The sequence below is a fragment of the Pseudomonas sp. TE12508 genome (genome assembly GCF_056279485.1).
Genome location: NZ_JBWCCN010000014.1, coordinates 83,260 through 100,278, shown reverse-complemented (window position 1 = coordinate 100,278; position 17,019 = coordinate 83,260). Strand labels below are relative to the sequence as shown.

General features: G+C 60.0%; 18 protein-coding genes. 8 read left to right on the top strand and 10 right to left on the bottom strand.

What is annotated here, in order from left to right; genetic code table 11:
* The first annotated feature begins 91 nt into the window (after positions 1–91).
* From ACZ9IM_RS19735 to ACZ9IM_RS19725, 3 genes are all read left to right on the top strand, one after another.
* The gene (locus ACZ9IM_RS19735; RefSeq protein WP_008071325.1) at positions 92–1,396 is read left to right on the top strand and encodes a CitMHS family transporter; all 1,305 of its coding nucleotides are present in this window, start codon (positions 92–94) and stop codon (positions 1,394–1,396) included.
* Positions 1,397–1,490: 94 nt separating this feature from the next.
* Positions 1,491–2,744 (top strand): OprD family porin, encoded by a 1,254-nt coding sequence (locus tag ACZ9IM_RS19730; protein ID WP_476224765.1) that lies wholly within the window; start codon positions 1,491–1,493, stop codon positions 2,742–2,744.
* A 220-nt stretch (positions 2,745–2,964) separates the two neighbouring features.
* Positions 2,965–3,303: an FKBP-type peptidyl-prolyl cis-trans isomerase gene (locus tag ACZ9IM_RS19725; RefSeq protein ID WP_007895103.1), complete on the top strand. Its 339-nt coding sequence runs from the start codon at positions 2,965–2,967 to the stop codon at positions 3,301–3,303.
* Positions 3,304–3,497: 194 nt separating this feature from the next.
* Here the strand turns inward: ACZ9IM_RS19725 and ACZ9IM_RS19720 are convergent, their stop codons facing one another.
* Together ACZ9IM_RS19720 and ACZ9IM_RS19715 are read right to left on the bottom strand one after the other, a co-directional pair.
* Positions 3,498–3,833, bottom strand: a complete 336-nt coding sequence (locus tag ACZ9IM_RS19720) for a hypothetical protein (protein ID WP_476224764.1) — start codon at positions 3,831–3,833, stop codon at positions 3,498–3,500.
* Positions 3,834–3,991: 158 nt separating this feature from the next.
* Positions 3,992–4,276, bottom strand: a complete 285-nt coding sequence (locus ACZ9IM_RS19715) for a DUF6124 family protein (RefSeq protein WP_476224763.1) — start codon at positions 4,274–4,276, stop codon at positions 3,992–3,994.
* A 504-nt stretch (positions 4,277–4,780) separates the two neighbouring features.
* Between ACZ9IM_RS19715 and ACZ9IM_RS19710 the strand changes: the two genes are divergently transcribed.
* The gene (locus ACZ9IM_RS19710; RefSeq protein ID WP_019648873.1) at positions 4,781–5,056 is read left to right on the top strand and encodes a metal/formaldehyde-sensitive transcriptional repressor; all 276 of its coding nucleotides are present in this window, start codon (positions 4,781–4,783) and stop codon (positions 5,054–5,056) included.
* Between the two features lie 11 nt (positions 5,057–5,067).
* Positions 5,068–5,985, top strand: coding sequence for a CDF family Co(II)/Ni(II) efflux transporter DmeF (gene dmeF, locus ACZ9IM_RS19705; RefSeq protein WP_427623580.1), 918 nt, complete (start codon positions 5,068–5,070; stop codon positions 5,983–5,985).
* Between the two features lie 8 nt (positions 5,986–5,993).
* Here dmeF and ACZ9IM_RS19700 read toward each other — a convergent pair whose 3' ends face one another.
* Positions 5,994–7,100, bottom strand: coding sequence for a cytochrome P450 (locus ACZ9IM_RS19700; RefSeq protein ID WP_476224762.1), 1,107 nt, complete (start codon positions 7,098–7,100; stop codon positions 5,994–5,996).
* 81 nt (positions 7,101–7,181) lie between these two features.
* On the opposite strand from ACZ9IM_RS19700, the gene ACZ9IM_RS19695 reads away from it, so the two are divergent.
* Positions 7,182–7,946 carry an ArsR/SmtB family transcription factor gene (locus ACZ9IM_RS19695; RefSeq protein ID WP_476224761.1) on the top strand — a complete coding sequence of 255 codons (765 nt, stop codon included), beginning with the start codon at positions 7,182–7,184 and terminating at the stop codon, positions 7,944–7,946.
* On the opposite strand, the gene ACZ9IM_RS19690 is transcribed toward ACZ9IM_RS19695, so the two are convergent.
* The gene (locus ACZ9IM_RS19690) at positions 7,943–8,551 is read right to left on the bottom strand and encodes a LysE family translocator (RefSeq protein ID WP_476224760.1); all 609 of its coding nucleotides are present in this window, start codon (positions 8,549–8,551) and stop codon (positions 7,943–7,945) included. The two genes, ACZ9IM_RS19695 and ACZ9IM_RS19690, sit on opposite strands and share 4 nt — an antisense overlap.
* A gap of 104 nt (positions 8,552–8,655) precedes the next feature.
* Here ACZ9IM_RS19690 and ACZ9IM_RS19685 point away from each other — a divergent pair, with 104 nt between their 5' ends.
* Positions 8,656–9,582, top strand: coding sequence for a LysR substrate-binding domain-containing protein (locus ACZ9IM_RS19685; protein ID WP_476224759.1), 927 nt, complete (start codon positions 8,656–8,658; stop codon positions 9,580–9,582).
* Here the strand turns inward: ACZ9IM_RS19685 and ACZ9IM_RS19680 are convergent.
* The 6 genes from ACZ9IM_RS19680 to ACZ9IM_RS19655 all read right to left on the bottom strand — a co-directional run bounded on the left by ACZ9IM_RS19680 (position 9,572) and on the right by ACZ9IM_RS19655 (position 16,271).
* Complete coding sequence (locus ACZ9IM_RS19680) at positions 9,572–9,913, bottom strand: hypothetical protein (protein WP_008071311.1); 342 nt, start codon at positions 9,911–9,913, stop codon at positions 9,572–9,574. The genes ACZ9IM_RS19685 and ACZ9IM_RS19680 overlap by 11 nt on opposite strands.
* Positions 9,914–10,048: 135 nt before the next feature.
* Positions 10,049–11,068 carry a branched-chain amino acid aminotransferase gene (locus tag ACZ9IM_RS19675; RefSeq protein ID WP_007895114.1) on the bottom strand — a complete coding sequence of 340 codons (1,020 nt, stop codon included), beginning with the start codon at positions 11,066–11,068 and terminating at the stop codon, positions 10,049–10,051.
* 234 nt (positions 11,069–11,302) lie between these two features.
* The gene (gene lpdA, locus ACZ9IM_RS19670; RefSeq protein WP_476224757.1) at positions 11,303–12,688 is read right to left on the bottom strand and encodes a dihydrolipoyl dehydrogenase; all 1,386 of its coding nucleotides are present in this window, start codon (positions 12,686–12,688) and stop codon (positions 11,303–11,305) included.
* Positions 12,689–12,706: 18 nt separating this feature from the next.
* Positions 12,707–13,975: a dihydrolipoamide acetyltransferase family protein gene (locus ACZ9IM_RS19665; protein ID WP_476224756.1), complete on the bottom strand. Its 1,269-nt coding sequence runs from the start codon at positions 13,973–13,975 to the stop codon at positions 12,707–12,709.
* Positions 13,976–15,034: an alpha-ketoacid dehydrogenase subunit beta gene (locus tag ACZ9IM_RS19660; RefSeq protein WP_007895121.1), complete on the bottom strand. Its 1,059-nt coding sequence runs from the start codon at positions 15,032–15,034 to the stop codon at positions 13,976–13,978.
* 1 nt (position 15,035) lies between these two features.
* Positions 15,036–16,271, bottom strand: coding sequence for a 3-methyl-2-oxobutanoate dehydrogenase (2-methylpropanoyl-transferring) subunit alpha (locus ACZ9IM_RS19655; RefSeq protein ID WP_007895123.1), 1,236 nt, complete (start codon positions 16,269–16,271; stop codon positions 15,036–15,038).
* A 185-nt stretch (positions 16,272–16,456) separates the two neighbouring features.
* Between ACZ9IM_RS19655 and bkdR the strand changes: the two genes are divergently transcribed.
* Positions 16,457–16,945, top strand: coding sequence for a Bkd operon transcriptional regulator BkdR (bkdR, locus tag ACZ9IM_RS19650; protein WP_017339472.1), 489 nt, complete (start codon positions 16,457–16,459; stop codon positions 16,943–16,945).
* The last annotated feature ends 74 nt before the right edge of the window (positions 16,946–17,019 follow it).

The following is a 17,019-nucleotide window of genomic DNA, read 5'->3' as shown; positions in this document are numbered from 1 at the left end:
GCCGGGCGTCGCCGATCGCGTCGCCTGGCGGGCTCGGAGTCGTTCGCCTGCGCGTCGGCCACACAATCCATAACAACAAGAGAGTTGCCTTATGCTTGCCTTACTCGGCTTGGCCATGGTGGTTGTGTTCACCTTTCTGATCATGACCAAACGTCTGTCACCGATCGTTGCGTTGACCGTTGTACCGATCGTCTTTGCGGTTATCGGCGGTTTTGGTGGGACTACCGGCAAAATGATGCTTGATGGCCTGAAAATGGTCGCACCGTCGGCGGCGCTGCTGCTGTTCGCGATTCTGTTTTTCGGTTTGATGATCGACTCGGGGCTGTTCGATCCGCTGATCCGCAAGATTCTCAAACGGGTCAACGGTGACCCGATGAAAATCGCGGTCGGCACTGCGCTGCTGTCGCTGACTGTCGCCCTGGACGGTGACGGCACGACCACTTACATGATCACTTGCGCGGCGATGCTGCCGTTGTACAAGCGCATCGGCATGAACCCGATGATTCTGGCGACCATCGCCATGCTGTCACTGAGCATCATGAGCGGCATGACCCCTTGGGGCGGCCCGGCAACCCGGGCGATTGCCGCGCTGGGGCTGGATGCCGGGGCGTACTTCATTCCGTTGTTGCCGACCATGGTCGGTGGCGCCGCGTGGGTGGTGTTCACCGCGTTCCTGCTGGGCCGCACCGAGCGTAAACGCATCGGCAATACCCAACTGCAGAGCGGTGGCGGTGATTGCTACATCAAAGCGATTCTTGAGGATACGCCGCACAAGCGCCCGAAACTTGCCTACGTCAACCTGTTGCTGGTGACTGCGGTGATGGTCGCGCTGGTGATGGGGATCATGCATTCCGCGATCCTGTTTCTGATCGGTTTCGTGCTGGCGCTGATGATCAACTACCCGCAGCTGGACATTCAGAAGGAGCGCATTCTCGCCCACTCCGGCAACGCCATGACCGTGGTGCTGCTGGTATTCGCGGCTGGTATTTTCGCCGGGATTTTCTCCGGTACCAAAATGGTCGACGCCCTGGCGCAAACCCTGGTGGACTGGATTCCACCGTCTTGGGGTCACCTGTTCCCGCTGGTGGTGGCGATCACCAGCATGCCGTTGACATTCGTGCTGTCCAACGATGCTTATTACTTCGGTGTGGTGCCGATCCTCGCCAACGCGGCGGCGGCCTATGGGATCGATCCGGTGGAAATCGCCCGGGCGTCGATTCTTGGCCAACCGGTGCACCTGATGAGCCCGCTGGTGGCCTCGACCCTGTTGCTGGTGGGGATGGTCGATCGCGACATCGGCGACTTCCAGCGCGCCACCGTCAAATGGGCGGTGCTCACCTCCCTGGTGCTCACCGCGCTGGCTCTGCTGACCGGTGCCTTGACGCTGTTCTCCTGATTCACCCCTGACTCGCCGCTGATAGAACTCCACGCTCCCGATGACGGGTGCGCGGCCACGTGCATCCTTAAAACAACAATATGAGTAGTTCGACATGATCCATTTTCTGACTCGCGGGGCTCTTCTTCCTCTTCTGGGCGTGTTGCCGATGGCCACTGCCGGTGCGAGTGATTTCATCGACGACAGCAAGTTGAAGCTGCAACTGCGCAACGTCTATTTCAACGAAAACTTTCGCGATGAACATGGCTTGAGTGCGCGTTCGGCCAGAACTGCCAAAAGTGAGCGCACCGAGTGGGCCCAAGGGTTCCTGCTGGATTTTCAGTCGGGTTTCACCCCCGGCACTATCGGTTTCGGGATCGACGCATTGGGCTTGCTGGGTGTCAAACTCGATTCCGGGCGTGGCCGCAGTGGCACCGGTCTGTTGCCGGTACACGATGACGGTCGCGCCGCCGATGAGTTTGCCAGCGCCGGGGCTGCGGCCAAGGTCAAACTGGCCAAGACCACCCTCAAGTACGGCACCCTGATGCCCAAAACTCCGGTACTGATCTATAACGATGCGCGCTTGCTGCCGCAGACTTATGAGGGAGGGCAAGTCATCAGCACCGACATCGAAAACCTGACCCTGACTGGCGGTCATCTGGACCGATTCAAGCTGCGCGATTCCACCGACAGCGTGTCGATTGTTCCTGACGGATACTCAGGCGAAAAAGGTGGCGATTTCACCTACGCTGGCGGTGATTACAAACTCGGCAAGAACACCCGTCTGAGTTACTTCTATGGTGAACTGGAAAATTTCTATCGCCAGAACTTTGCCGGCATCCAGCACGATCTGCCATTGGGCCCCGGGGTGTTGACCGGCGACCTGCGTTATTTCAGCAGCAATGACGCGGGCCGTGCCTACGCCTCGAAAATCGATAACGACATGCTCAGCGGTCAGCTGTCCTACGCGGTGGCGGGGCACACCTTTGGCGGCGGTTATCAACAACTCAGCGGTGACGCCGGGTTGCCATACATCAGCGGTGCGACGGTGTACTCATTCAGCAACGTCGGCATCGGCAAGTTCATCGAAGAGGACGAGAAGACCTGGATGCTCAGTTACGGTTACGACTTTGCACCGGTGGGCGTGCCCGGGCTGACGTTCATGACCCGTTATCTCAAAGGCAACGACGGCAAGTCCGACACCAACATCAAAGAGTCCGAACGCGACACGGAACTGGCCTATGTGGTCCAGAGCGGCACGTTCAAGGGGCTTGGCGTGAAGCTGCGCAACTATGTCTACCGTTCGGACTTCGCGCGTGGACGTGACAGCAATCGGATCTATTTCACCTACGACATTGCTCTCTGGTAGGGCGCCGTGGCGCCTGCGTCAGACCCGGCTCACCGTCTGCTCGCCCAACCGATACTGATTGTTCCCACTGCGTTTAGCCCGAACCGTGGGAGGAGGTGGCGGGTCTATTAGTTCACGGCCACTGCCCGATACAGAGCGAAACGGTTGCCAATAGTCCGCATTTCTGGGAAAACGGCGCCCATGAAGCTTGTTCGGGCAAGCGCACACTAGAGTGAATGTAATGAATGATGAATTGCAGGTAATCGACCTTGAAGTGGGCGACGGCAAAGCCGCTGTCAAAGGCGCGCTGATCACTACTCAATATCGAGGATGGCTGGAAGACGGTACTGAATTCGATTCTTCCTACAGCCGGGGAAAACCTTTCCAGTGTGTGATTGGCACGGGACGGGTGATCAAGGGCTGGGATCAAGGGATCATGGGTATGCAGGTCGGCGGTAAACGCAAGCTGCTGGTGCCGGCGCATCTGGCCTATGGCGAGCGGACGATGGGCGCGATTACACCGAATTCGAATCTGATTTTCGAGATTGAATTGCTGGAAGTGCTGACGCGGGATGATTGATGGTTGTGAGAGCTGTGGCGAGGGGGCTTGCCCCCGTTGGGTTGCGCAGCGACCCCAGTCCGGTTATCGCAGTTCTTCAGGCATGACTGCATGCGCCGATTTTACGACTGCTGCGCAGCCGAACGGGGGCAAGCCCCCTCGCCACAGTTCAGTGTTCGGTTCGCGGAAAAAGTGTTCTTTTGCTAAACGGCAAGTCAGGTGAATACCTCAATATCATCAAGGGTGTCCGCCACAGTCCCTTCCAGGGAGGGGAATTTTTCCTTCACTTTTTCAAGGGCCGGGAGTACAGCACCCAAATCCAGATCACCCTGTCTACGGGCGATGTGACCGAGCGCGGTGATGGCAGCTGCTGCAACCGATTCGGACTCACTCTCGAGGTATTTCAGGCAGGTGTTCTGAGCCCAAATCCTGTCTTGCTCATTCAACCCGATAGAAACCAGTGCGGCGATAACGTTGGTTTCTACGTCGCTAGCTAGAAGCGTTGTCGCTTCCTCGTGGCTCATTGTTGGATCTTGGTAAAGAAAGCTCACATTTTTACTCCCCTCTGTGGCGAGGGAGCTTGCTCCCGTTGGGCTGCGCAGCGGCCCTAAAACCCGTGAATGCGGTGTGTCAGGTAATCTCCGCTCGCCAGTTTTGCGGCTGCTGCGAACCCGAGCGGGAGCAAGACTCCCTCGTCACAGACCATCGGCTATTGCTGCGGATCGATGTTGTCCAGTGCCCGGGCCACGGCCAGTTCGCCGAGCATGATGACCTGCTGAATCCCCAGCACTGTGTTGCGATGTGGGCCTTCCAGAAGGGTTGCGAAATCACTGATCATGACACTGGCTGATGCCAGTGATTCGCAGGCATTGGCCAGCAAGCTTTCGGTATCCATGTCGGGTGCGACGACAAACATTGTGCTGGGTTTGCGTGGGGGCTTGGGCGAAACCGATTCGGCTTCTGATTCAGGAGGGTTTGGAGTGTGTTTGAACATTGCTTGTTAGTCCTTAAGTGATGCTGACACCACCTTGCGACTAAACGAGAGGGTGGCAGCTGTACGCAGGTTAGTCGACCGGGGACACAAGCAATTACCGGCGCGCCCGAAGGCGCCCTGCGTACAGCTGCCATTGAGCGCAGGCGTAGGTACGCCCGACTGAATGGAGTGCATGCTGCTTGTGAAGACTACCGAGCGACTAAACCCGATCACTGACCATTCAGTGACGGGAATCAAGTTACCGACGGCCCCCAAGGCGCACAAGCCGGCGGATTCTGGCGTAGTTGTAGGCAATGACGCAAGGCGCTGTAGCCTGTTGCGCACGCCTCAAGTGATGCTTCGTTTGTCATGCCGTCTTCGCGAGCAAGCCCGCTCCCACAGGGTTTGCGCTGAACCTGTGGGAGTGTGGCTTGCCCGCGATGAACGATGACTCGGTCCACCTGACTTGCTAACCCCGGCAGCATTGGCAATCATGTCCGCCATATAGGGGTGGGGGGTATATGTATGTCGCACATCCACGAACACAAAGACGACCTGCTCAACCGCGTCCGGCGTATTGCCGGCCAGGTTCAGGCGGTTGAACGGGCGCTGGAGTCCGACGCCGAGTGCGCCAAAACCCTACACTTGGTCGCGGCGATCCGCGGTGCGGTCAATGGTCTGATGGATCAGTTCATCGACGCCCACGCTCGTGAGCATGTGGCGCGTCCCGGGCTCAGCGATGAAGCACGCGCCGAAGGCGTTGAGGACTTGTTGCAAGCCATCCGCCGTTACTCGAAATAGAGGCCAGCCCCATGACTCTGCAACCTCAAACTTCGCACTTTACCCACGACCACCTGTTTCTAGGGGCCGCCCACGATGAAAACGCCCGCCGCACGTTGTGGGTGGTGGCGCTGACGTTTGTGATGATGATTGGCGAAATTGCCGCCGGTTACATCACCGGTTCCATGGCGTTGCTGGCGGACGGCTTTCATATGGCGACCCACGCCGGGGCCTTGGGCATTGCGGCGGCGGCCTACGGCTTTGCTCGACGACATGCCAACAATTCGCGCTTCAGTTTTGGTACCGGCAAGGTCGGGGACCTGGCGGGTTTTGCTTCAGCCATAGTGCTGGGCCTGGTGTCGATCGGCATCGCTGGCGAATCCATCGTGCGACTGTTTCAACCGACCACCGTAGCCTTCACCGAAGCGACGGTGATTGCGGTGGTGGGGCTGGGGGTGAACATCGTCAGTGCGTTTCTGTTGTCGGGCAATCATGGACATCACGGCCATGATCATCACGATCACAGCCACCATCACGACAACAACCTGCGTTCGGCGTATTTGCATGTACTGGCCGATGCGTTGACCTCGGTGCTGGCCATCGTGGCATTGTTGGCCGGGCGCTACCTGGGCTGGGTCTGGCTGGACCCGGTGATGGGCATTGTCGGCGCCATCGTGATTGCGAAATGGGCTTACGGTTTGATGGGTGACAGCGCCGCAGTGTTGCTGGATACCACCGATGAGCACGTCGCCGCCGAAATTCGTGAGCTGCTCGAGTCGACGGACGATGTTCGCATCAGTGACCTTCACGTCTGGCAAGTCGGCCCTCAGGCGCGGGCGGCGATTGTCAGCGTCGTGGCCGCGGCGGGTGTCAGTGCCGACGCCATTCGCGAACGTCTGGCGCCGGTTCATGAGTTGTCTCACCTGACGGTCGAATATCGCAATGCTTGAAGTGTCTTTCAGGCAAAGAGAGGAATGCGCCCGTTAAGGGAAGGGCGGTAGTGCCAGGTCAACCGGTCCAAAGCAGGTTGCATCGCCAGGATCTCAGCCAGCGTCGCACGGGCAATGCTTAAGGCCAGCACCTGTCCCGGGCATTGATGCCGGCCCGCCCCGAACGTGAAGCTGCGACGGTTCGGGCGATCGAGCAAAAACGCATCGGGATCATCATTAAGCTGCGGATCGCGATTGGCCGAGGCCAGCAGCACCAGGATGACGTCGCCGGGGCTCAGGTTCACGCCGTCAATTTCACACGGCGCGGCGACGAAGCGGCGGGTGTTTTGCACCGACGGGTCGAAGCGCTGGACTTCAGAGATCAGCTCGTCAACTTGAGCCGAATTCAACTGTGGGTTTCGCCTCAACGCCAATAGCGCATTACCGATCAGCCCGGCAGTGGCTTCATGGGTTTGGGAGAACAATCCAATCAGGTTGGCGATCAAGCTTTCAGAATCGGTCGATGTCACCGCGAAACGCTGCCGGATACCGGCGAGCAGGGCGCTTCGATTGCTCGGATCGTCCAGAAGCTCGATGAAATAACCCTTCAGCTGTTCCGCCGCGACATGGGCGGTGTTCAGTTGTGCCTGATCGCTGAGCGGCGACAGGCAGGCGACAAAGTCTGCGGTCAGCTCGCTGATGGCCCGGCCCTGAGCCGGAGAAAACCCCAGCAACGCCGCCACTACGCAGACCGGTCCGCGAAACATCGCCGTGTACAACCCGTCGGGGCCCGGGGTAATCAATCGAGCGCCGACCAACGCATTGACCTCATTCACGTCAATCAACGCCAGCCCCGGCTCAATCGCCGCCCTCGGGCAACGCTGCCGCTCGCCTTCATTCATCCGCATCAACTGACTGAACACCTTGCCGGCCATGCCTTGAGCAATGGCCTTGGGCACCGGCTCATGGGACGGCCGGACATGGCCGCCCGGATGCGCCAGCGCGGCGGCAACGGCTCGGGCGCTGCTGGCCACCCACAGTTTCAGTCCTTGATGAAAAACCAGCCCACCCTCGGCGCGCAGTTGTGCGTAGTAGGGGTAGGGATCGGCGTGAGTCGCAGCGATGATCGGGTCCATGGGTCGCAGCCTTATCGGTGGTTGGAAAGTGTTGCTACTATCTCCAGTCCGAAAGGGCCTTGATTCGTCCGGGAGCGAAATATGAACGCAGAACAACACGACATCGGCGTCTCTCAAGTGGCTGCCGCCATCGCGGAACCTGCCCGAACGAAAATCCTCTGTTCGCTGATGGACGGCCACGCCCGCACCAGCACCGAGCTGGCGACAATTGCCGAAGTCAGCGCCTCGACCGCCAGTGCTCACCTGGCCAAGCTCAAGGAACTGGCGCTGGTGCGTTTGCACGTTCAGGGCCGCCACCGCTATTACAGCCTCGCGGACAAGCGCGTGGCCCAGGCACTCGAAGCGCTGATGGTGATCGGCCAGAACGCCGCGCCGACGTTCAACCCGCGCACCCCGGATCGCCTGCAATTCGCCCGCACCTGCTACGACCACATGGCCGGCACGCTGGCGGTATTGCTGCATGACCGGATGATCGAAGCGGGGTGGTTGCTGGAAACCGATGAGCAGGCTTATCGACTGAGCGACAGTGGTGAAGCGTTGTTCGAAGGATTGGGCATCGACGTCAAAGACCTCGGCACCTTGCGCCGCCGCTTCGCCTGCCCCTGCCTGGACTGGAGCATGCGTCGGCCCCACCTGGGCGGTGCCTTGGGTGCGGCGTTGCTGCAAACGGCGATCAAACGCAAATGGGTGACGCAGGACCTGGACAGTCGGGCGCTGGCGTTGACGGCGCTGGGGCGTAAGGAACTCAGTAGCCGGTTCGCCATGGAGCTGCCGGTTCAGGCCGCGACAGCACAACCTGCGTCCACCGAGACCAGGCGCCGCGCGATCGCCAGTCCCGCGGCTTAGCGACTGGACGAGGCCATGAGCACGCCAAAGCCGGCGAAGGTCACGCCCGAGACTTTCGCCGCCAGCCAGGAACCCTTCGGGCTCGACAACCAGCCTTTGGCGGCATTGGCGAGCAAGGCATAGCTGCCATGCACCAGAATCACCAGTACCCCGTAGGAAGCGACCAGTTTGATGAACTGGGTGTAGAAGTGCGCTGAGGTGTCGATGAATTGCGGGAACACCGCCAGAAAGAAAAACACCGCCTTGGGGTTCAACAGCTGCATCGAAGCCGCTTCAAGGAAGCGATAGCCAGGGCTTGAGGGGCGCATTTCAAGCAGGGTGCTCAAACGATCCGAGCGCCAGCTTTTGTAGCCCAGGTACAACAAATAGGCGGCCCCTGCGTATTTCAACGCGGTAAAGGCGTTCGCGGAGGTGCTGAGTATCAGGCCAACACTGGTGGCGCTGATGGCGGCGACGACAAATGCCCCCGACGCGACCCCCAGAATGCCCGGCACGGCCCCCGTCCAACCGTGTCGCACCGCGTTGGACAGGGTCAGGACCACGCCTGGCCCCGGGCTCAAAATGGTCAGGGTGGCGAAAAGTACAAAGAGTCCATAGTTGTTCATGTCTTGCTCCGTCGGTGGCGCTGGCTGCGTGTTGGCAGATTGGCGTGACGAAACGAGCGTGACAAACGCTTTAATTAAAGCGCATAGGTGACTAAATTAGACCCATGAAAAATCAACTACCGCCGCTTAATGCTGTTCGCGCCTTCGCCGTTGCTGCTCGTCATCAGAGCTTCAGGCTGGCGGCCGAAGAGCTGCATGTCAGCCACAGTGCCGTCAGCCGGCACATCAAATTGCTTGAGGAGTACCTGGGCGTGCTGCTGTTCGAGCGGCGCATCCGTCAATCGGTACTAACCCCGGCCGGCCAGCGCTTTTATGAGCAGGTCAGCGCCGGGCTGTCGCAGATCGCCAACGCTGCCGCTGCGCTCAAGCAACATGCCTCGCTGCCTACCGTGAAGATCAATGTCCGTCCGTCCTTTGCCGTGCTTTGGCTGACGCCCAGGCTGGCGGATTTTGTTGCGCAGCACCCAGGCATCAAGCCGCAGGTGATCACCCAAACCCAGGCACCCGATCAGGCACGCGACGGGTTCGATGTCGTCATTCGCCGTGGCCGTGACGACTGGGCACCGGCGATTGAAGCGCGACCGCTCTTCGAAGACGAACTATTACTGGTCGCGGCGCCATCGCTGATTGAGCGCCTGCCACTTGAACACCTCACTTCGCTGAGCCGGCACACGTTACTGACCGTCAAGGCGCGTCGCGAAGACTGGCACAATTGGGCCATGCACTTTGGTCAAAGCCAGTCAGCCACCCAGGTAACCCGGCAGTTTGATCACATGCACCTGGCGCTTCAGGCTGCCGTGGATGGACAGGGTATCGCCCTGTGCCCAACCTCTTTGCTGGGCACTCACCTCTCGAGCGGACGCCTGATTTGCCCGTTACCCGAGTTGCGTCTGCCGTTGCCGCGTTATTACTACGGCGTTGCACCGGACGTGACGGCGCAGACACGGGTGTTTGTGGAGTGGATGTTTGCCCGCATTGCTCAAGATGAGCTGCATTGGCAAACACTTGGTGTTGTGACCACTACGCCCTGAAATTCCAGACAATCTCCACCACCCGCACCGCCAGCACCAGGTAGACCAGAAACAGAATGATCTGAAACGCCGTGTGATACGGCAACCTGGACAGCCGACGCAGGCCGTCGCTGACATTAAGCAGCATCAGCACTGCTGACAGCAGGATCAATCCCCAGCCGGCGAGGCTTGAGGTGAGAAACCCCATAAACAAGTACTGATCGCTGTGCAATGCGTTGGTGCCCGCCGCAAACATCAGCGCACACACCAGCAGGTTCTTGATGTTGTCGAACACTTGCGTGGTGAAGTCGGTGTCCAGCAAGGCCAGATACTTTCGCCAGAGTTTTCCCATGGTTTTGATGGCACCCGTTGATGGCTGTTGGACGTGGCAAGTCTAGTGACCTTTTCCACGATTCGCGGACGAAAAAAAGCCCGGCCTTCAAGATGATGGCCGGGCTTTTTTGTTCAAACGGACGGTTGCGTCAAATCAAACCTTGACGATCCAGCCCGCTGGCGCTTCGACGTCGCCGGTCTGTACACCGGTCAGCTCTTTGTAGAGCTTCTGGGTGATCGGGCCGACTTCGGTTTCGCTGTGGAACACGTGCAGTTTGTCGTTGTAGCTGATACCGCCGATCGGGGTGATCACTGCGGCAGTACCGCAAGCGCCGGCTTCCTTGAAGTCGGACAGCTTGTCGATGAACACGTCACCTTCGACCACTTCCAGGCCCAGACGGGTTTTGGCCAGCTCGATCAACGACAGACGGGTGATGCCCGGCAACACCGAAGGGGAGTTCGGGGTGACGAACTTGTTGTCGTGGGTGATCCCGAAGAAGTTGGCCGAGCCGACTTCTTCGATTTTGGTGTGGGTCAGCGGGTCCAGGTAGATGCAGTCGGCAAAATGCGCCTTCTTGGCCTGGGAGCCCGGCATCAGGCTGGCGGCGTAGTTGCCACCGACCTTGGCCGCACCGGTGCCTTGTGGGGCGGCACGGTCGTAGCTGGAGATCAGGAAGTTGTGCGGGGTCAAACCGCCCTTGAAGTAAGCGCCGACCGGGATGCAGAAGATCGAGAAGATGAACTCGGGCGCGGTACGCACGCCGATGTTGTCACCCACGCCGATCACGAACGGGCGCAGGTACAGCGCGCCGCCGGTGCCGTAAGGCGGGATGAAACGCTCGTTGGCGCGTACCACTTCCTTGCACGCTTCGACGAACTGTTCGGTGGACACGTGCGGCATCAGCAGGCGCGCGCAGCTGCGTTGCATGCGTGCGGCGTTCTGGTCCGGGCGGAACAGGTTGATCGAACCGTCCTTGCAGCGGTAGGCCTTCAGGCCTTCGAAGCACTGCTGGCCATAGTGAAGGGCAGTGGAGCCTTCGCTGATGTGCAGCACGTTGTCAGAGGTTAAGGTGCCTTTGTCCCACTCGCCATTACGCCAGTGCGACAGATAGCGCTTGTCTGTCTTGATGTAGTCAAAACCCAGCTTGTCCCAATTGATGCTTTCGTTACCCATGACACCCTCTATCACTTAACAACCGCCGAAACGGTTCAAGGCTTCTGACATTTTTCTGGATGGGGACAACAATACTTCATTCCGGGCCCATTTCGCAGCCCGGAATGCGTTCCTTTGATCGTTCCCACGCTCTGCGTGGGAATGCAGCCCGGGACGCTCCGCGTCCCTAAAGCGGACGCGGAGCGTCCGTTGAGGCATTCCCACGCGGAGCATGGGAACGATCAGGTGAGGCGGTTAGAGGTGCAGCGCGTGACCAAGGGCACGCAACGCCGCTTCCTGAACCGCCTCACCGAGCGTCGGATGCGCGTGGATGGTGCCGGCGATGTCTTCCAGACGAGCGCCCATTTCCAGGCTCTGGCCAAACGCCGTCGACAACTCCGACACGCCCACACCCACTGCTTGCCAACCAACAATCACATGATTGTCCCGACGAGCGACCACCCGCACGAATCCGCTTTTCGACTCCAGCGTCATCGCCCGGCCATTGGCGGCGAACGGGAAGCTGGACACGATGCAGTCCAGCCCCGCAGCCTTGGCCTCGTCCGGGGTCTTGCCGACCACCACCAGTTCCGGGTCGGTGAAGCACACGGCGGCGATGGCGGTCGGGTTGAATTCGCGGTGTTTACCGCTGATCAGCTCGGCAACCATTTCACCCTGAGCCATGGCCCGGTGCGCGAGCATCGGTTCGCCGCTCAAGTCGCCGATGGCGTAGACGTTGCGCATGCTGGTCTGGCACCGGTTGTCGATTTTGATCGCCGAGCCGTTCATGTCCAGATTCAAGGCTTCGAGGTTCCAGCCTTGAGTGTTGGGTTTGCGGCCGACAGCCACCAGTACCTGATCGGTTTCCAGGTTCAAGGTGTCGCCATTCGGGTCACGAACTTGCAACATATTTCCTTGTGAATCAAAACCTTCAACGCTGTGCTTCAAGTAAAGCTTTACGCCGAGTTGCTTGAGCGCTTCGTGTACCGGATGGGTCAGTTCGGCGTCGTAGGCTGGCAGGATACGATCCTGCGCCTCGACCACACTGACCTCGGCGCCGAGCTTGCGATAAGCAATCCCCAGCTCCAGACCGATGTAACCGCCACCGACCACGACCAGCCGTTTCGGCACGGACGTCGGCGCGAGGGCTTCGGTAGAAGAGATGATCGGCCCGCCAATCGGCAGCATCGGCAGGTTCACGCTTTTCGAACCGGTGGCCAGCACCAGGTGCTCGCATTGAATGCGCGTGTCGCCGACTTCGACGGTCTTGCCGTCGATCACTTTGGCCCAGCCTTGAATGACCTGGACCTTGTGCTTCTTTAATAGCGCCGAAACGCCGGTGGTCAGGCGATCAACGATGCCGTCTTTCCACTCGACGCTCTTGCCGATGTCCAGGGTCGGCGCCGATACGCTGATACCCAGCGCCGAGTGTTGGCTGTGATGCTGCGTCTGCTGGAACTGTTCGGCGACGTGAATCAACGCCTTCGACGGAATGCAGCCGATGTTCAGGCAGGTGCCGCCCAACGATTGGCCTTCCACCAGAATGGTCGAAATGCCCAACTGACCGGCACGGATCGCCGTCACATAACCGCCAGGGCCGCCGCCGATGATCAGCAGCGTGGTGTTCAAAGTCTGTTGCATGACCTTCTCCACAAATGCCTACTCAACAAAAAGCGTGGCGGGTTGTTCGAGCAAGCCACGGATGGCCTGGATGAATTGCGCCGCGTCCATGCCATCGACCACGCGGTGATCGAAGGAGCTGGAGAGGTTCATCATCTTGCGGATCACGATCTGGCCTTTGACCACCATCGGCCGTTCGACGATTTTGTTCACGCCGACGATTGCCACTTCCGGCAGGTTCAACACCGGGGTGCTGACGATGCCGCCTAGGGCGCCGAGACTGGTCAGGGTGATGGTCGAGCCGGACAGCTCATCGCGGCTGGCTTTGCCAGTGCGCGCAGCGGTGGCCAGACGCGAGATTTCCGCGGCGCTGTCCCACAGGCTGCGGGTTTCGGCATGGCGCACAACAGGCACCATCAAACCGATGTCGGCTTGGGTGGCGACGCCCACATGCACCGCGCCGAGGCGGGTGATGACCTGGGCTTCGTCGTCGTAGCGGGCGTTGATCTGCGGGAAGTCGCGCAGAGCCACGACCAGCGCGCGGACCAGAAACGGCAGCAAGGTCAGCTTGCCGCGGGTTGCGCCGTGTTTTTCGTTCAGGTGCGCGCGCAGTTCTTCAACGGCAGTGACGTCGATTTCTTCGACGTAGCTGAAGTGGGCAGCACGCTGGGTGGCGTCTTGCATGCGCTGGGCGATCTTGCGGCGCATACCGATCACCGGGATTTGCTGTTCGTCGTTGCGCTGGGCGTAAGCGGCGGTGGCGGTCGATGCATTCGACTGACCCTGAGCCAGCCAGGCTTCGAGGTCTTCGTGCAGCACACGGCCGGCAGGGCCGCTGCCACGCACCAGACGCAATTGAATGCCAAGGTCCAGCGCATGTTTGCGCACGGCCGGGGAGGCCAGCGGACGTTCATCGGCCTCGCGCGCAACCATCGGACCCTGGCACGCGGCGGCCGGGCGAGGTGCCGCAACCGGTTTGCTTCCAACAACCGCTTCAACTTTAGGCGCTGCAACGGGCACTTCTTTTACAGCTGCCGGCTGAGCCGACTCTTTAACGTTGCCCGCGCCTTCGACTTCGATGCTGATCAGAATGCTGCCGACGGCCATGACTTCGCCGGGCTGGCCGCCCAGCGCAATCACTTTGCCATGCACCGGGGATGGAATGTCGACCATCGCCTTGTCGGTCATGACATCGGCCAGCACCTGATCTTCGACGACCATGTCGCCGACCTTGACGTGCCACTGAGACAGTTCAACTTCTGCAATGCCTTCGCCAATGTCCGGCATTTTAATAACGTGCGTACCCATTCAGACCTCCATAACCCGATGCAAAGCCGCGCCCACGCGGGACGGACCAGGGAAATACGCCCACTCTTGCGCGTGCGGGTAGGGAGTGTCCCAACCGGTGACGCGTTCGATCGGCGCTTCCAGGTAGTGGAAGCAGTGCTCTTGCACCAAGGCGACCAGTTCGGCGCCGAAACCGCAGGTGCGGGTCGCTTCGTGAACGATCACGCAACGGCCGGTTTTCTTCACCGACTTGACGATGGTATCCAGGTCCAGCGGCCACAGGCTGCGCAGGTCGATGACTTCGGCGTCGATACCGGTTTCTTCAGCCGCCACTTGCGACACATAAACCGTGGTGCCGTAGGTCAGGATGGTCACGTCCTTGCCCGGACGGGCAATGGCAGCGACGTCCAGCGGCACGGTGTAGTAACCGTCCGGTACTTGCGCGGCGGGGTGTTTCGACCAAGGGGTTACCGGACGGTCGTGGTGGCCGTCGAACGGGCCGTTGTACAGACGTTTTGGCTCGAGGAAGATCACCGGGTCATCGTTTTCGATGGAGGCGATCAGCAGGCCTTTGGCGTCGTAAGGGTTGGACGGCATGACGGTGCGCAAACCGCAGACCTGGGTGAACATCGCCTCGATGCTCTGGCTGTGGGTCTGGCCGCCGTAGATACCGCCGCCGCAGGGCATGCGCAGGGTCATCGGTGCGGTGAACTCGCCGGCCGAGCGATAGCGCAAGCGTGCCGCTTCGGAAATGATCTGGTCCGACGCCGGGTAGACGTAATCGGCGAACTGGATCTCGGCCACCGGCCGCAAACCGTAAGCGCCCATGCCCACGGCAACGCCGACGATGCCGCTTTCGGAGATCGGCGCGTCGAACACCCGAGAGGTGCCGTACTTGTTCTGCAGGCCTTCGGTGCAACGGAACACGCCGCCGAAGTAGCCCACGTCCTGGCCGAACACCACGACGTTGTCGTCACGCTCAAGCATCACATCCATGGCCGAGCGCAGGGCCTGGATCATGGTCATGGTGGTCGTGGTCATGGCGGTTTCCAACTCGATTTTATTGTTGTGATCGTTCATGTCAGATCCCCAACTCTTGACGCTGGCGCTTCAAGTGCTCCGGCATCTCTTTGTAGACGTCTTCGAACATGGTCGCGGCGCTCGGAATCTGGCCGCCGGCGAGGGTGCCGTACTGCTCGGCTTCTTTCTGCGCGGCGATCACTTCGGCTTCCAGTTCGGCACTGACCGCGACGTGCTCCTCTTCGGACCACTGACCGATTTTGATCAGGTGTTGCTTGAGGCGCGCAATTGGGTCGCCCAACGGGAAGTGGCTCCAATCGTCGGCAGGACGGTATTTGGACGGATCATCGGACGTCGAGTGCGGGCCGGCGCGGTAGGTGACCCATTCGATCATGGTCGGGCCGAGGTTGCGGCGCGCACGTTCGGCGGCCCAGGCAGAGGCGGCGTACACCGCGACAAAATCGTTGCCATCGACCCGCAGGGAGGCAATGCCGCAACCGACGCCGCGTCCGGCGAAGGTAGTGGCTTCACCACCGGCAATCGCCTGGAACGTCGAGATCGCCCACTGGTTGTTGACCACGTTGAGGATCACTGGCGCACGGTAGACGTGGGCAAAGGTGAGGGCGGTGTGGAAGTCCGACTCGGCGGTAGCGCCGTCGCCGATCCAGGCCGAGGCGATTTTGGTGTCGCCCTTGATCGCCGAGGCCATGCCCCAGCCCACGCCTTGTACGAATTGGGTGGCGAGGTTGCCGGAAATGGTGAAGAAGCCGGCGTCCTTGACCGAGTACATGATCGGCAACTGACGGCCCTTGAGCGGATCGCGCTCGTTGGACAACAGTTGGCAGATCAGGTCGACCAGCGGCACGTCGCGGGCCATCAGAATGCTTTGTTGACGGTAGGTGGGGAAGCACATGTCGTCGATGTTCAAGGCCAGGGCCTGGGCGCTGCCGATGGCTTCTTCGCCAAGGCTTTGCATGTAGAACGACATTTTTTTCTGACGCTGGGCGACCACCATGCGGTTGTCGAAAATCCGCGTCTTGAGCATGGCGCGCATGCCTTTACGCAGGATCTCGACTGGCACGCCTTCGGCCCATGGACCGAGGGCATTGCCCTGGTCGTCGAGCACGCGAATCAGGCCTTTGGCCAGATCAGCCGTGTCGGCCGGTTCAACGTCGATTGGGGGTTTGCGCACCAAGCCTGCGTCAGTCAGATGCAGGTAGGAGAAGTCGGTTTTGCAGCCGGGGCGGCCCGAAGGTTCGGGAACGTGCAGGCGCAGCGGTTCGTACGCTTGGTTCATGGCTTCTACGCTCGATCTTGTGAATTTCTTGTAGTGAGCTGGCAGTCATTCCTCGGTAGAAGAAATCTTGTCCTACAACAATCATAGGCCGGGCCCAGAAGAATATTTCTCTCTGTTTCGTTGCGCCTGAGGTTATTTAAGGATAAAAATTCTGCATAAACATAAAAAGCAGGTGGTTTTGTCTCATGCGCAAACTGGACCGTACCGATATCGGCATTCTCAACAGCCTTCAGGAGAACGCGCGCATCACCAACGCCGACCTCGCGCGCTCGGTGAACCTGTCGCCGACGCCGTGCTTCAATCGGGTCAAGGCGATGGAAGAATTAGGGCTGATTCGTGAGCAAGTGACCCTGCTGGATGCCGACTTGCTGGGGCTGCATGTGAATGTGTTCATTCACGTCAGCCTGGAGAAACAGGTGGAGGAGGCGTTGCAGCATTTCGAAGAGGCGATCTCGGATCGCCCGGAAGTGATGGAGTGCTATTTGATGGCCGGCGACCCGGACTACCTGATCCGCGTGCTGGTGCCGACCATTCAGTCGCTGGAGCGCTTCATGATGGATTTTTTGACCAAGGTACCGGGGGTGGCGAACATCCGTTCGAGCTTTGCGCTCAAGCAGGTGCGGTATAAGACGGCGCTGCCGTTGCCGGCGAATGGGTTGACCCTGGCTAATTGATCGTTCCCACGCGCAGCAAAGGAATGCATCCCGTGACGCTCTGCGTCACATTCGGAAGCGGAACGCGGAGCGTC

Bases quoted from the DNA above. Each gene is read 5' to 3' on its own strand.
- ACZ9IM_RS19735 (WP_008071325.1), top strand. From the start codon at position 92: ATGCTTGCCTTACTCGGCTTGGCCATGGTGGTTGTGTTCACCTTTCTG.
- ACZ9IM_RS19730 (WP_476224765.1), top strand. From the start codon at position 1,491: ATGATCCATTTTCTGACTCGCGGGGCTCTTCTTCCTCTTCTGGGCGTG.
- ACZ9IM_RS19725 (WP_007895103.1), top strand. From the start codon at position 2,965: ATGAATGATGAATTGCAGGTAATCGACCTTGAAGTGGGCGACGGCAAA.
- ACZ9IM_RS19715 (WP_476224763.1), bottom strand. From the start codon at position 4,276: ATGTTCAAACACACTCCAAACCCTCCTGAATCAGAAGCCGAATCGGTT.
- ACZ9IM_RS19710 (WP_019648873.1), top strand. From the start codon at position 4,781: ATGTCGCACATCCACGAACACAAAGACGACCTGCTCAACCGCGTCCGG.
- dmeF (WP_427623580.1), top strand. From the start codon at position 5,068: ATGACTCTGCAACCTCAAACTTCGCACTTTACCCACGACCACCTGTTT.
- ACZ9IM_RS19700 (WP_476224762.1), bottom strand. From the start codon at position 7,100: ATGGACCCGATCATCGCTGCGACTCACGCCGATCCCTACCCCTACTAC.
- ACZ9IM_RS19695 (WP_476224761.1), top strand. From the start codon at position 7,182: ATGAACGCAGAACAACACGACATCGGCGTCTCTCAAGTGGCTGCCGCC.
- ACZ9IM_RS19690 (WP_476224760.1), bottom strand. From the start codon at position 8,551: ATGAACAACTATGGACTCTTTGTACTTTTCGCCACCCTGACCATTTTG.
- ACZ9IM_RS19685 (WP_476224759.1), top strand. From the start codon at position 8,656: ATGAAAAATCAACTACCGCCGCTTAATGCTGTTCGCGCCTTCGCCGTT.
- ACZ9IM_RS19680 (WP_008071311.1), bottom strand. From the start codon at position 9,913: ATGGGAAAACTCTGGCGAAAGTATCTGGCCTTGCTGGACACCGACTTC.
- ACZ9IM_RS19675 (WP_007895114.1), bottom strand. From the start codon at position 11,068: ATGGGTAACGAAAGCATCAATTGGGACAAGCTGGGTTTTGACTACATC.
- lpdA (WP_476224757.1), bottom strand. From the start codon at position 12,688: ATGCAACAGACTTTGAACACCACGCTGCTGATCATCGGCGGCGGCCCT.
- ACZ9IM_RS19665 (WP_476224756.1), bottom strand. From the start codon at position 13,975: ATGGGTACGCACGTTATTAAAATGCCGGACATTGGCGAAGGCATTGCA.
- ACZ9IM_RS19660 (WP_007895121.1), bottom strand. From the start codon at position 15,034: ATGAACGATCACAACAATAAAATCGAGTTGGAAACCGCCATGACCACG.
- ACZ9IM_RS19655 (WP_007895123.1), bottom strand. From the start codon at position 16,271: ATGAACCAAGCGTACGAACCGCTGCGCCTGCACGTTCCCGAACCTTCG.
- bkdR (WP_017339472.1), top strand. From the start codon at position 16,457: ATGCGCAAACTGGACCGTACCGATATCGGCATTCTCAACAGCCTTCAG.